Consider the following 12,490-nt stretch of genomic DNA (forward strand, 5'->3'; position numbering starts at 1 on the left):
TTGGCGATCAGGCCCTCCTGGAGGCCGACCAGGGCGGTGGCGTGGGTCAGGTTCGGGAAGTAGCCGATCCGGACCTCGGACGCGGACAGCGCCTTGCCGCCCTCGGAAGCGGCACCGGCCGCCTTCGGCTCCTCCTTCTTCGCCTCGGAGCCGTAGCCGCAGGCGGTGAGCAGCAGGGGGAGCGCGGCGGTGACGGCGAGGGCGCGGAAGGCGGTGAGCGATCTTGCGGCAGACACGGAGGTGTCCTTTCACGGGACGGGTCGCGGGGACGTACGAGGCGTACGAGGGCGTACGGGGACGTGAGCGGCAGTGCGGGGCGGGCGTCGGAGGCCGTCGGTGCGCACGGCACCGGCTCCCGGCCGTCATGGGCGGGATCGCGGTGACACACGGGGGAGCGGCGGGACGCCGGGGGCGCGGGGAGGTGTCCGCCCGTCGCGGAGAGCGGGCGGCGCGTGATCCGGCCGGTACTCCGGCCCGTGGAGCCGGGGCCGGCGAGGGGTGTCAGGAAGGCCGACAGATGGCGCTGGACGTACGGACCAGATCGATGTGCCGGCGGGAGATCAGGGACGGCGTCCGGTCCGTGCGGTGCGGTGCGCTCATGATCGCCTCCCCTGGATTCCTAGTTTTCCCACCTGGTTGATAGGGATATTGGCAGACCGGAGCACCCGTACCAAGAGGCTGACCAGATAATGGACGCGGTGGTCTCGCAGAGTGAGAACCCGCAGGTGGATCAGGGTGTCAGGGGTTGGTCCAGGCGCCCGGGGCGTGGGCCAGCGCGGACACCTCGGCGGGCAGGTCCGCGGAGGCGACGTCGGCGAGGGACACGCCGTCGAGGATCTCGCGGACATTGGCCCGCAGGGCGATCCACAGGGGGAGCAGCGACTCGGCGGGGCCGGTGTAGGAGAGGTCCGGCGGGCGGACCCCGCGCACCGAGACGAGCGGTCCGTCCACCACGCGGATGATGTCCGCGATGCTGATGGACCCGGCCGGCCGGGCCAGCCGGTAGCCGCCGTTGCCGCCGCGCTGGCTGAGCACCAGGCCGCCCCGGCGCATGTCGCCCAGGATGCCCTCGAGGAACTTGTGCGGGATGTCCTGGGCCTCGGCGATGGCCTCGGCCTTCACCGGGCCGTCCTCCTGTGACGCGGCAAGCTGCAGCGCGGCACGTACCGCATAGTCCGCCCTGGCTGAGATCCGCATGCGGACATTATCCCGTACGGCTCCGGCCGGCGGCCCGCGCGGGTGGCGCGGGCCGCGCCGGGCCCGGGCGCGGCTCCGGGGGTGCCGGTGTCAGCGGAAGGCCGCCGCCACCGCGCGGTGCGATCCGTTCAGGTAGTGCTCGCCGATGGAGCGCAGCCGGTGCGCGACGGGGCGCTGGGAGGTCAGGACGCGGGCGTTGCGCCAGAACCGGTCCAGGCCCGGCGCGTCGGCGAACTCCAGGACCCGGGCGGTGATGTGCAGGGCGGCCTTCGAGGTGACGGTCTCGGCCGTGGCCACCAGGGCGGCCACGCCCGCCGCCTCCTCCGCGTCGAGCCCGGTCCCGGCGTCGAGGGCCTGCGCCGTCACCTCCGTCGCCCGGTCGACGACGGCGGTGGCGGTCTGGGCCGCGGAGGCGAGCTCCCCGTAGGCCATGAAGAGGTCCGGGTCCTCGCCGGGCAGCCGGTGCGCACGCCCGCTCCGGCTGAGGTCGCGGGTCTCGACGAGGGCCCCCTCGGCGATGCCGAGGCCGACGTGGCACAGGGCGAGCCGCAGCGCCGGCTCGGCCAGCGCGGTGAAGGGCGCGGCCGTCTCCTCGTCGCGCGGGCGGCGGCCCAGCACCTGCCCGGGGGCGACGGCGACGCGGTCGAGGACGGCCTCGCCCGCGCCGGCGGCGCGCTGGCCGAGGCGGTCGCGGGCGGGTTCCAGGGTCAGGCCCCGGGTGCCGGGCGGGATCCGTACGACCAGGACGTCACCGGTGGCCGCGCACACGGCGTCCACCACGATCTGGCCGGCGGTGGTCAGCGCCGTGTCCACGGGGCGGCGCCCGTCCAGTACGTAGCCCGTGGTGCGGGGCCGCAGCGTCAGGTCCGGCGGGTCGGTGTCGTCGTGGGCGGCGGGTGCGCGCACCGAGCCGGTCCACAGCCACTGCTCGCGGACCGAGTCCTCTTCGAAGGCGGCGGCGCGTTCGTCGCTCGCGTAGAAGCGTCCGCTCCATGCGTGGACGTAGTGGCGGGCGAGGAGCTCGCCGATCGCGCTGTCGGCGGCGGAGACCTCCCGGATGACGGCGCATCCGGTGCGCCAGTCCGTCCCGTGGCCGGAGCGGGGCGGGGTGAGGGCCGCCGGCAGGCCGGCCTCCTGCAGCCGGGCCGACTCGTCGGCCGGCGGCTCGCCCGCCCGGTCGCGGGCGATGGCGTCGGCCGCCAGATCGTCCGCCACGTCGCGGGCGGTCCGCAGCAGCGCGCGCCGCCTCGCGGCGGAGGGGGTGGGCCCGATGGCGGCCGGTGTCGTCGCCACGGGGGTCACCGGCGGGCCCGGGTGGCGCACCGGGGCGCGGGGGGCGGGCGGAGGGCGAGTTCGGCGGGCACGGCGGTGGTCATATCGGCTGCTCCGGGAGGTTGTCGGGTGGCGCCCGCCGGCTGCCGGGAGGCGCGGGCGGTGGACGGGGACCGGGGCTGGACGGTATCCCCACTTTTCCCATCGGATTAATAGGAATACTTGCCGGGTCCGCCCCTCCCGGCAAGAGCGTGACCGGATCACGGACAGCGCCGTCCCGCCATGTGGGACGCGCCGTCAGGGCCGCCGAGGGCCCGGGGAGTTCGCCCCGACGGCGGCCCCGCGCGGCGGAGCCGAGGTCAACCCGGCCGAACCGGCCATCCGGGACCCGGCGCCGAAGGGCCCCCGCCCGCTTCCGGTTCGGGCGGAACGCTCCCCTCCGGGCTCGGCCGTCGCGGAAACCGACCGGCTCCGCTCTTCCCGGCTTCGACCCGCCGTCCGGCGGGCGGTCTCGGCCACTCTGCCCGGCACCCCTTGCGCCGCCGGGGAGGACGCGTGGTCAACTGGTCGGGCCGTAACCGATCAGGGGCGTGAACGCCGCGGGTCCGGGCCAGGGTTGAACAGCACCGCCGTACCGGGCGCACCACCGGGTGCCCGCCGGCCGGCGGATGCGCCCCCGGGCGACCTCCGGTCAGTGCCCGTCCGCGCCCGCCGCCCTCTTCGCCCTGAACCTCGAACGGAGCGATCGTGCACCACGGCCCCGACATCCCCGAAACCCCCTACGAGGAAGTGGTCGTCACCGGCGGAGCCGGTTTCGTCGGCCGCCACCTGGTCACCGCCCTCAGCCTGCTGTCCCAGAAGGTCACCGTCGTCGACCAGGCGCCCCTGCCGCCCGGCCTCGAAACCCTGCCGGGCGTCTCCCACGTCCGCACCGACCTGTGCGACTACGGCGAGACCCTCCTGGCGCTCCAGGGCGCCGACGCCGTCTTCCACCTGGCCGGCAACGCCAGCGGCACCGAATCGGTGGCCGATCCCCGGCGGGACTTCCGGCTCAACGCGCTCGGCACCTGCAACGTCGGCAACGCCTGCCTGGAACTGGGCGTGCGCCGCCTCGTCTACCTCTCCTCCGCCATCGTCTACGGGACCCCGGGCCACGGACCCATCCGCGAGGACCATCCCACGCGGCCCTTCCTGCCGTACGGGGCCTCGAAGCTCTCCGGCGAACTGACCCTGCGCAGCCTGTACGAGACCGCCGCACTGCCCGTGGTCATCGGCCGCTCCTTCGTCGTCTACGGACCCGGCGAGGACCCGCGCCGGGCCGGCGGGGAGGTCTCCCAGTTCCTGCGCTGGCACCTCAACGAGCGGCCCATTCCCGTGGTCGGCGACATCGACCGCAAGCGCCGCGACTTCATCCACGTCGAGGACCTGTGCCGGGCCCTGATGGCCCTCGCGGGACGCGGCGCCGACGGCGAGACCTACAACCTGGGCACCGGCACCGCCGTCTCGATGCGCGAGCTGGCCGACGCGGTGGGCGCGGCGACCGGCCGCCCCGCCCTGCTGGACGCCGACACCTCCAGCCTGGCGGACAGCTTCACCCTGCTGGCCGACGTCACCCGCCTGCGCGGCCTGGGCTTCGCCCCGCGCGTCACCCTGGCCGAAGGGCTCACCGGGCTGGCCGCCCTGCTCGGCCCCTTCCCCGAACTGCCCACGGCCAGGGCGGTGTTCCGCCGGGAGGCCCCGGCCCGCCGCAGGCTCACACCGCCGGCCGCCGTCGGGGCCCGTGAGGAGGCCGGGACGTGCTAGCCGTCGACGGGGGCTCCCCGCTGCTCGCCGAGGACGGGCCGGCCCCCTGGCCGCAGATCCTCGACGCCGACCGCAAGGCCGTGCTCGACGCCCTGGACCAGGCGACCCCCTGGCACTGGCCCATGCGCACGGTCACCGAACTGGAGGCGGCCTGGGCCGAGTTCACCGGCATGCCGTACGTCCTCGCCGCCAACTCCGGCACCGCGGCCCTGCACATGGCGATCGCGGCCGCCGGCGTCGAACCCGGCGACGAGGTGCTGGTGCCGGCCGACACCTTCCTCGCCTCGGCCTCCTGCGTGCTCCAGGCCAACGCCATCCCGGTGTTCGTCGACACCGACCTCGCGACCTTCAACATCGACCCCGCCCGGATCGAGGAGCGGATCACCGACCGCACCCGGGCCGTCGTCGCCGTGGACCTCAACGGCCTGCCCGCCGACCACGACGCCCTGCGGGAGATCACCGACCGGCACGGGCTCGTCCTCATCGAGGACGCCTCCCAGGCCCACGGCGCCGAGTACCGGGGCCGCCCCGTCGGCTCCCTCGGCACGATGAGCGGCGCCAGCCTCAACGGGTCCAAGACCCTCTCCGCCCTCGGCGAGGGCGGCCTCTTCGCCACCCGCGACGAGGAACGGCACCGGCTGGCCCGCCGGGTGCTGATGTTCGGCGAGGAACTCCCGGGCCAGAGCCGCGACTACAACGCCCGGATGATGGGCTGGAACTACCGCATCGACGTCCTCGCCGCCGCCTTCGCCCGCTCCCAGCTCACCCGGCTGCCCGAGATGTCCCTCGTCCGGCAGGCCAACGGGGCGGCCCTCACCCGGGCCCTGGAGGGCGTACCCGGCATCCGCACGCCCGTCGTCCCCGAGGACCGCACGCACGTCTACTTCTTCTACCCGCTGCTGGTGCGGCCCGAGGAACTCGGCCTCGACGACCTCCCCGTCGCCGCCTTCCGCGACGCCCTGGCCCTCGCCGTGAACGCCGAGGGACTGGGCATCATGCGCTGGCAGCCCCAGCCGGTCCCCGGGCAGACCCTGTTCCGGGAGATGCGCGGCTACGGCCGCGGCTGCCCCTGGACCTGCGGACACGCCCGTCCCGGACACCACTACGACCCGGCGGAGTACCCCGTCGGCGAGGAGGTCTGTCTGCGCCGCCTCGTGCTGGGGCAGAGCTTCAGCTCCTTCGGCCCGCCCAACGACGCGGCGACGATGCGGCGCTACGCCGATGTCCTGTACAAGGTCCTTGTCGAGGAACGCGAGGGACTGATCGCCCTGACCCGGCGGACGGCCGACTCGGCACGATGACGGACGGACGGAGCCGGATGCGCGACGAGCCCGAGACCCTCGGCGGACCCACGGCTCAGGCCGTCCGCGGCCGGAGCCGGAGTCCGCGGACGATGCGGCTGGCCGTCTGCGCGGTCTTCTTCGTCACCGGGGCGGCCTTCGCCACCTGGGCCGCCCGGGTGCCCGCCGTACAGAGCCGGCTGGACCTGTCGGCCGGGGAGCTGGCCGTGGCCCTCGTCGGCCTGAGCGGCGGCGCCTTCCTCGGGCTCCCGCTGGTCGGCGGCCTGGTGGCCAGGTACGGCAGCCGCACGGTCCTGTGCGCGGGCATGGCCGCCTACCTGGCCGCCCTGGCGAGCCTGCCCCACGTGCCGGACCTCGCGGCGCTGACGGCGGCCCTGGCCGTGTTCGCCTGCGGGAACACGGCCGTCGACGTCGCGATGAACACCCAGGGCGTCCTCGTGGAGCGGGCCTACGGGCGTCCGGTGCTCGGCGGGTTCCACGCCATGTTCAGCCTCGGCGGCATCGCCGGCGCCACCGCCGGGGGACTGGCCGCCTCCGCCGGCATCGGCATCCGGGCGCACTTCACCGTCGCGGCCCTCGTCCTGCTGGTGGTGGCGGGGGCCGCGGCCACCGCCCTGGCCCCCGACCCGCCGCCGGCGGCCGGCGGCCCGGGCCGGACGGACCCCCTGCTGGCCCTGCCCGGGCCGGGCCTGTGGATCCCCGGCCTGGTGGCCTTCTGCGCGCTGATGGGGGAGGGGGTGGTCAACGACTGGGGCGCGGTGTACCTGAAGGAGGAGACCGGTGCCTCGGCCGGCGCGGCGGGCCTGGGCTACGCGGTCTTCTCGGCGGGCATGGTCATCGGCCGGCTCACCGCCGACCGGCTGCGGGCCCGCCTCGGCACCGTCCGCTTCACCCTGCTGTGCGCCCTCCTGGCGGGGGCCGGGGCCCTCATCCCGATCCTGGCCGCCACGACGGCGGCGGGCTTCGTCGGCTACGCCCTGCTGGGCCTGGGGATGGCCGCGGTCATCCCCCTGGTCTTCGCCCACGCGGCGGCCCTGCGCCCCGAGCGCACCGGCGCCTCCATCGCCGCCGTCTCGGCGGTGGGGTACGTCGGCTTCCTCGCGGGACCCCCGGTCATCGGCGCCCTCGCGGAGGCGACGACCCTGCGGTGGGCCATGCTGGTGCTGCCGGCGCTCATGGCGGTGATGGCGGCCCTGGCACCACGCCTGCGCCGCCCCTGACCCCGCGGCCGGACGGCCGCGGGGTCAGGGGACGGGGTCGGGGCGGGCGGCTACTCCACCTTGGCCCAGTCCAGGGTGCGCTCCACGGCCTTCTTCCAACCGGCGTACCCCTCGGCGCGCCGCTCCTCGGACCACTGGGGCTCCCACCGCTTCGACTCCTGCCAGTGGGTGCGCAGTTCGTCCGTGTCCTGCCAGAAACCGGTCGCCAGGCCGGCGGCGTAGGCGGCGCCGAGCGCCGTCGTCTCGGCGACGACCGGACGGCTGACCGGGACGCCCAGCACATCGGCCTGGATCTGCATGCACAGGTCGTTCGCGGTCACGCCGCCGTCCACCTTGAGCACGTCGAGGTGGACGCCGGAGTCCTGCTCCATGGCCTCCACCACGTCGCGGCTCTGGTAGCAGATGGCCTCCAGGGTGGCCCGCGCCAGGTGGCCGTTGTCGTGGTAGCGGGCCAGGCCGACGATCGCGCCGCGGGCGTCGGAGCGCCAGTACGGGGCGAACAGGCCGGAGAAGGCGGGCACGAAGTAGATGCCGCCGCTGTCCTCGACCGCGGAGGCCAGGCGTTCGGTCTCCGCGGCATCGGTGATGATCTTCAGTTGGTCGCGCAGCCACTGCACCGCGGAGCCGGTGACGGCGATGGACCCCTCCAGGGCGTAGACCGCCGGCTGCCCCGCGAACTGGTACGCGACGGTGGTCAGCAGGCCGTGCTGCGAACGGACCAGTTCGGTACCGGTGTTGAGCACCAGGAAGTTGCCGGTGCCATAGGTGTTCTTGGCCTCGCCCGGGGCGTAGCAGACCTGGCCGACCGTGGCCGCCTGCTGGTCGCCGAGCACCCCGGTGATGGGGATGGCGGCGCGCAGCGGCCGGGAGGTGCGGGCGTGCCCGTACGCCTCGGGGTGCGAGGAGGGGTTGATGGACGGCAGCATCGACCGCGGGACGCCGAAGAAGCCGAGCAGCTCCTCGTCCCAGTCGAGGGTCTCCAGGTCCATCAGCATGGTGCGGCTGGCGTTGGTGACGTCGGTGGCGTGGATGCCGCCGTCGGGGCCGCCGGTGAGGTTCCACAGGACCCAGCAGTCGGTGTTGCCGAAGAGGGCGTGGCCCTGCTCGGCGGCCTCGCGGACCCCGTCGACGTTCTCCAGGATCCACTGGATCTTCCCGCCGGAGAAGTACGTTGCCGGCGGCAGCCCGGCCTTGCGGCGGATCACCTCGCCCTTGCCCGAGCGCTCCAGGGCCGCGGCGATGGAGTCGGTCCGGGTGTCCTGCCAGACGATGGCGTTGTAGTAGGGGCGGCCGGTGCGCGGGTCCCAGACGACGGTCGTCTCCCGCTGGTTGGTGATGCCGATGGCCGCCAGGTCGGTCGCGGAAAGGTTTCCGTGCCGCAGGGCGTTCTGGATCACGGAGTTGGTGCGCTCCCAGATCTCGACCGGGTCGTGCTCGACCCACCCCGCGCGGGGCAGGACCTGGGAGTGCTCCAGCTGGTGCCTGGCCACCTCGTTGCCCGCATGGTCGAAGATCATGAAGCGGGTGCTGGTGGTGCCCTGGTCCACTGCGCCGACGAAGTCAGCCATGGGGTGCCGCCTCTCTCGGGTCCGCTGTGCGGATCGGCTCAGCTCTCGTCCGGTGCCGGCACCCGTCCGGGCGGTTCCGGCTCGGCGGTCGGCAGGTACCGGCCGATGAAGAACTTGTACAGACCCGCTCCCAGCAGGCCGCCGATCAGCGGACCGACGATCGGCACCCAGAAGTAGAAGTGCCCGTACTGGTCGCGCCAGGCGCCGCCGTAGCCGGTGAGGAAGCTGGCCAGCCGGGGGCCGAAGTCGCGTGCCGGGTTGATGGCGTAGCCCGCGTTCGTGCCGAAGGCCATGCCGATCGCGACCACGATCAGGCCGACGATGAACGGGCCGAGGTTGGCGCCGGGGGGCGTGTTGAGCAGGTCCGTCACCGCGAGGATCAGCAGGAGCAGGATCGCGGTGCCGATGATCTGGTCGCGCAGCGCGCCCCACTCGGTGACGGGCAGGTTCGGATTGCCGTTGGCCGGGAGCGTGGAGAAGACGCCCTGCGTCTTGAGGGTGTGGCCGGGGTCCAGTGTGGAGAGCGCCTCCGAGTAGTTCCAGCGCACGATGAGCGCGGCCACGAAGGCGCCGGCCGTCTGGGCCAGCGCGTACGGGGCCACGTGCTTCCACGGGAACCCCTTGAAGGCGGCCAGCGCGACGGTCACCGCGGGGTTCAGGTGGGCCCCGCTCAGCCTGGCGGCCACGTAGACGCCGAGGGTGACGCCGAGGCCCCAGGCCCAGGCGATGCTGTCGTGGTTCCCGAGGCCGCCCGGCGGATCGGTGAGCCCGCCGCCGGCGACCACCTGGGCCACCACGCCGACGCCGAACAGGATGAGGATCATGGTCCCGGCGAATTCCGCCGAGAGCTCGCCGATCAGGCCCGACTTCCTGAGCCGCTCAGCCATGGGTGCCCGCTTCCCGCCGGCCAGGGACCGGCCGTCGACTGCCCCGAGTGCTCTAGCGACATCGTAAGTCCGGCCGGGTGATCGGGCGCGGGGAGGCGGCGACTCCACATTCCGCCGGGACCGGACCGGGCCGTGGCTCGTTGGAGTCATCTGGGCGAACTCCTCGTGATCTTCGTACGTTCCACCAGTGCGAACTCCCGCCGCCGGGGCAGGAGACTCTCCACCGAGGGCCGCGGCTCGTCATGGGAGCCGACGCCGCAAATCGAGGGGGAACCGCGATGAGTGGTCAGTTGTACGACGGTATCGGGGAAGCGTTCGAGGGCTTCAAGACCCTGCCCGTCATCCGCTACGGCGAGGTGCCGAGCTTCCTCGCCCTGGTGGGCGACGTCACGGACAAGTCCGTGCTCGACATCGCCTGCGGTACGGGCTTCTACAGCCGGGAGCTCAAGCGGCGCGGCGCGTCCCGCGTCCTCGGCTTCGACATCTCCGGCGCGATGGTCGACGCCGCCAAGGGCCTGGAGGCGGCCGAGCCGCTGGGCATCGACTACGAGGTCGGCGACACCGCCACCCTGCGGGAGTTCGACGCCCCGTTCGACGTCGCCGTCGCCGTGCAGGCGTTCAACTACGCGGCGGACGTGGCCGAGATCGAGCGCATGATGCGCAACATCCGCCGCAGCCTGGTGCCCGGTGGCGCGTTCTACCTGTTCGTGCAGAGCCCGTCCTACGACTTCGCCGGCCCGTCCCTCGAGAAGTACGGGTTCCTGTTCGAGAGCACCGGCAAGGACAACGAGATCGGCAAGGGCATCCGCCTCACCGCCCTGCTCGACCCGCCGGTCTCCTTCGAGGCCGTCGTCCCGTCCGAGGAGACGTACGAGACGGCCCTGGCCGCCGCCGGCTTCACGGGCGTCGAGTGGGTCCCGCTGTCGGTCTCGGCCGCCGGCGTGGAGCAGTTCGGCGAGGAGTTCTGGGCGGCCCACGACGGCAACCCGCCGCTGACGATGATCCGCTGCACCGCCTGACGAGGCGGCGGGGGGGGGCGGGGCCGGCCGGGTCCCGCCCCATCCGGGCCCGGTGCACCGGCTACGGCTACGGCTTCGGCGGGAGCCGTTCGACCGCGACCAGGGCCACGTCGTCGCCGAGGTGGCCGCCCGCGTACGCCTCCAGGTCGGCCCGCAGATGGTCGAGCAGGGCCGGCGGGTCGTCCCCGGTCCAGGCGGCTAGCCGCTCCCTGAGGGGGTAGAAGGCGCGCGAGCGGTCGCGGGCCTCGACCACCCCGTCCGTGTACAGCAGGAGCACGTCGCCGACCCCGAAGGGGAAGGTCTCCACCGTCACCTCCGGGGGGACCACGTCGGCCAGCCCCAGCGGAGGGCTCGCGCCGGCCGTCTCCAACGGGATCACCCGCCCCTTCCGCAGCAGGATCGGCGGCGGATGGCCGCAGTTCACCAGCCGCACCACCGGTTCCCGGTCGGGGACGTCGAGGACCAGCGCGGTGACGAAGGCCTCGTCCGCGCCGTCGGTGCCGTCCTCGGCCCCGGACCCCGCCCGCGCCGCACCCCCGGCGTCCTCCGCCGAGCCGACCCCCGCCTCCAGGTGCCCGACCAGTTCCGGCAGCTCCTGCTCGCGGCGCGCCGTGACCCGGAAGGCGCCCAGGACCAGAGAGGCCTCGCTGATCGCGTCGAGCCCCTTGCCCCGGGCGTCCCCGATGAGCAGCCGGGTGCCCGACGCCGTACGCGCCGCCGCGTACAGGTCGCCGCCCATCTGCGCCTCCTCCTCCGCCGCCAGGTAGACCGAGGCGATGTGCAGGGGCCCCGCCCGGTCGGGGAGCGGGCGCAGGACGACGCTCTGGGCGGCGTGGGCGATGGAACGCAGCCGCGCCACCCGGCTCTCGTCCCGCTCGCGCAGATGGGCGAAGAAGGTCGCGATGACCGAGATCAGCACCAGCGCGATGATCTGGAAGGTGTGGTTGAGGTCCGTGAGGCTGGTCCTGACCAGCGCCACCACCGACTGGGCGAGCACCGCCAGCGCCCCGACGCAGGCCGTCGTGCGCGGCCCCGCGAACGAGGCCGTCACCGCGGGCGCGGCGATCAGGAACGGCCCCAGATGGACGTCCGGGGGAGCCAGCACGTCCACCGCCGTGACCGCCGCGATCAGCGCCAGCGGCGCGGCCAGCAGCAGCCGCCCACCGCGCCGGGAGGGGCGCGCGGCGATCGTCCGTCGGCGGGGGCCCATGTCCAAGGGATACCTCAGGCGCCGGGGCGTGTCCTGTCGCCCGTACCCGCGCGGCCGCCCAGGGCGGCGAGGGCGGCGTCCAGGACCGCGGCGCGGGGGCGGTTGTGCGGGAGGCGGGCGAGGAGGGCCGCCATGCCGCAGGTGCCGGTCAGCGCGGACAGGACGAGCCCGCCGGCCACCCCGGCCGGCAGGAGCAGCAGGACGGGGTGGACGAGCAGGCCGAGGGTGAGGCCCAGGAGCACCAGGGCGCCCGCCGCGAAGCGGACCTGGCGCTCCATGGCCCACCCGGCGGCGGCGCCCTCGGGGCGGTGCAGTCCGTACCCCGCGGCGGCCCAGCCCCCGGTGCCCCCGTCGAGGGAGGCGGCGGCCACGCCGTGCCCGGCCAGCAGGGCGGAGGCCTTCGCGGACCGGGCACCGGAGGCGCACACGACCAGGACCCGGCCGCGCCCGGCGGCCCGCCGCAGGTCCGCGACGGCCCCGGGGATCCGGTCGAGGGGGACGTTGACGGCTCCGGGCAGGTGGCCGGAGGCGTACTCGGCGGGGGTGCGGACGTCGACGACGGTGAGTTCGTCCAGGCGGGCGCGGGCCCGGAGGAGGTCCAGGGCGGCGGGGACGGGGACGGGTGCGTGCACGGCGGGTTGATCCTTTACTGTCGACGTCGCCCCGAACCGGGACGTACAGTACCCCTGGGGGTATCTCGGAGGAGTGATGGTGGAACTGGAGCTAGAGGGCGCGGAACTGAAGGCCGTGCTGAACCGGCTGCGGCGTGCGCAGGGTCAGATCGCCGGTGTGATCCGGATGATCGAGGAGGGGCGCGACTGCGAGGACGTGGTCACCCAGCTCGCCGCCGCCTCCCGGGCGCTGGACCGGGCCGGCTTCGCGATCATCGCGACGGGCCTGCAGCAGTGCGTGGCCGACGCCCGCTCCGGAGGCGCCGAGGGGGAGGACCCGCAGGCGATGCGGGCCCGGCTGGAGAAGCTGTTCCTCTCCCTGGCCTGAGCACCGGCGGCGGG

General features: G+C 74.4%; 12 protein-coding genes and 1 pseudogene. 5 read left to right on the top strand and 8 right to left on the bottom strand.

Annotated elements, in window-relative coordinates:
- The 4 genes and pseudogenes from AB0O29_RS13665 to AB0O29_RS13680 all read right to left on the bottom strand — a co-directional run.
- Positions 1-236 (bottom strand): annotated as a pseudogene (locus tag AB0O29_RS13665) (sulfate ABC transporter substrate-binding protein); the annotation flags it as partial.
- 265 nt (positions 237-501) lie between these two features.
- Positions 502-600, bottom strand: coding sequence for a putative leader peptide (locus tag AB0O29_RS13670; RefSeq protein WP_365150889.1), 99 nt, complete (start codon positions 598-600; stop codon positions 502-504).
- A gap of 138 nt (positions 601-738) precedes the next feature.
- Complete coding sequence (locus tag AB0O29_RS13675) at positions 739-1,197, bottom strand: Rrf2 family transcriptional regulator (protein ID WP_365150892.1); 459 nt, start codon at positions 1,195-1,197, stop codon at positions 739-741.
- A gap of 90 nt (positions 1,198-1,287) precedes the next feature.
- Positions 1,288-2,490 (bottom strand): acyl-CoA dehydrogenase, encoded by a 1,203-nt coding sequence (locus tag AB0O29_RS13680; protein WP_365150895.1) that lies wholly within the window; start codon positions 2,488-2,490, stop codon positions 1,288-1,290.
- Positions 2,491-3,216: 726 nt separating this feature from the next.
- Here AB0O29_RS13680 and AB0O29_RS13685 point away from each other — a divergent pair.
- From AB0O29_RS13685 to AB0O29_RS13695, 3 genes are read left to right on the top strand one after another with little or no spacing between them, the layout of a single operon-like run.
- Positions 3,217-4,272: an NAD-dependent epimerase/dehydratase family protein gene (locus AB0O29_RS13685; RefSeq protein ID WP_365150898.1), complete on the top strand. Its 1,056-nt coding sequence runs from the start codon at positions 3,217-3,219 to the stop codon at positions 4,270-4,272.
- The gene (locus AB0O29_RS13690; protein ID WP_365150901.1) at positions 4,266-5,573 is read left to right on the top strand and encodes a DegT/DnrJ/EryC1/StrS family aminotransferase; all 1,308 of its coding nucleotides are present in this window, start codon (positions 4,266-4,268) and stop codon (positions 5,571-5,573) included. The genes AB0O29_RS13685 and AB0O29_RS13690 overlap by 7 nt, the downstream gene beginning before the upstream one ends.
- A gap of 17 nt (positions 5,574-5,590) precedes the next feature.
- Positions 5,591-6,793, top strand: coding sequence for an MFS transporter (locus AB0O29_RS13695; RefSeq protein WP_365150904.1), 1,203 nt, complete (start codon positions 5,591-5,593; stop codon positions 6,791-6,793).
- 50 nt (positions 6,794-6,843) lie between these two features.
- Here AB0O29_RS13695 and glpK read toward each other — a convergent pair whose 3' ends face one another.
- Positions 6,844-8,361, bottom strand: coding sequence for a glycerol kinase GlpK (gene glpK / locus AB0O29_RS13700; protein ID WP_365150907.1), 1,518 nt, complete (start codon positions 8,359-8,361; stop codon positions 6,844-6,846).
- 38 nt (positions 8,362-8,399) lie between these two features.
- Positions 8,400-9,248 (bottom strand): MIP/aquaporin family protein, encoded by an 849-nt coding sequence (locus tag AB0O29_RS13705; protein WP_365150910.1) that lies wholly within the window; start codon positions 9,246-9,248, stop codon positions 8,400-8,402.
- Positions 9,249-9,526: 278 nt separating this feature from the next.
- Between AB0O29_RS13705 and AB0O29_RS13710 the strand changes: the two genes are divergently transcribed.
- Positions 9,527-10,267, top strand: coding sequence for a class I SAM-dependent methyltransferase (locus tag AB0O29_RS13710; protein WP_365150913.1), 741 nt, complete (start codon positions 9,527-9,529; stop codon positions 10,265-10,267).
- Positions 10,268-10,334: 67 nt separating this feature from the next.
- Here AB0O29_RS13710 and AB0O29_RS13715 read toward each other — a convergent pair whose 3' ends face one another.
- A complete protein-coding gene (locus AB0O29_RS13715) occupies positions 10,335-11,477 on the bottom strand; it encodes a PP2C family protein-serine/threonine phosphatase (RefSeq protein WP_365150916.1) in 1,143 nt (380 codons plus the stop codon).
- Positions 11,478-11,491: 14 nt separating this feature from the next.
- Complete coding sequence (locus tag AB0O29_RS13720) at positions 11,492-12,109, bottom strand: rhodanese-like domain-containing protein (protein WP_365150919.1); 618 nt, start codon at positions 12,107-12,109, stop codon at positions 11,492-11,494.
- Between the two features lie 79 nt (positions 12,110-12,188).
- On the opposite strand from AB0O29_RS13720, the gene AB0O29_RS13725 reads away from it, so the two are divergent.
- Positions 12,189-12,476 carry a metal-sensitive transcriptional regulator gene (locus AB0O29_RS13725; protein ID WP_365150922.1) on the top strand — a complete coding sequence of 96 codons (288 nt, stop codon included), beginning with the start codon at positions 12,189-12,191 and terminating at the stop codon, positions 12,474-12,476.
- Positions 12,477-12,490 lie beyond the last annotated feature (14 nt).

Source organism: Streptomyces sp. NPDC089915, assembly GCF_040684675.1.
Taxonomy (GTDB): Bacteria; Actinomycetota; Actinomycetes; order Streptomycetales; family Streptomycetaceae; genus Streptomyces.

What these genes read in the sequence shown, in the direction of transcription:
- AB0O29_RS13695 (WP_365150904.1), top strand. Translation starts at nt 5,591, where the DNA reads ATGCGCGACGAGCCCGAGACCCTCGGCGGACCCACGGCTCAGGCCGTC.
- AB0O29_RS13710 (WP_365150913.1), top strand. Translation starts at nt 9,527, where the DNA reads ATGAGTGGTCAGTTGTACGACGGTATCGGGGAAGCGTTCGAGGGCTTC.
- AB0O29_RS13705 (WP_365150910.1), bottom strand. Translation starts at nt 9,248, where the DNA reads ATGGCTGAGCGGCTCAGGAAGTCGGGCCTGATCGGCGAGCTCTCGGCG.
- AB0O29_RS13715 (WP_365150916.1), bottom strand. Translation starts at nt 11,477, where the DNA reads ATGGGCCCCCGCCGACGGACGATCGCCGCGCGCCCCTCCCGGCGCGGT.
- AB0O29_RS13675 (WP_365150892.1), bottom strand. Translation starts at nt 1,197, where the DNA reads ATGCGGATCTCAGCCAGGGCGGACTATGCGGTACGTGCCGCGCTGCAG.
- glpK (WP_365150907.1), bottom strand. Translation starts at nt 8,361, where the DNA reads ATGGCTGACTTCGTCGGCGCAGTGGACCAGGGCACCACCAGCACCCGC.
- AB0O29_RS13670 (WP_365150889.1), bottom strand. Translation starts at nt 600, where the DNA reads ATGAGCGCACCGCACCGCACGGACCGGACGCCGTCCCTGATCTCCCGC.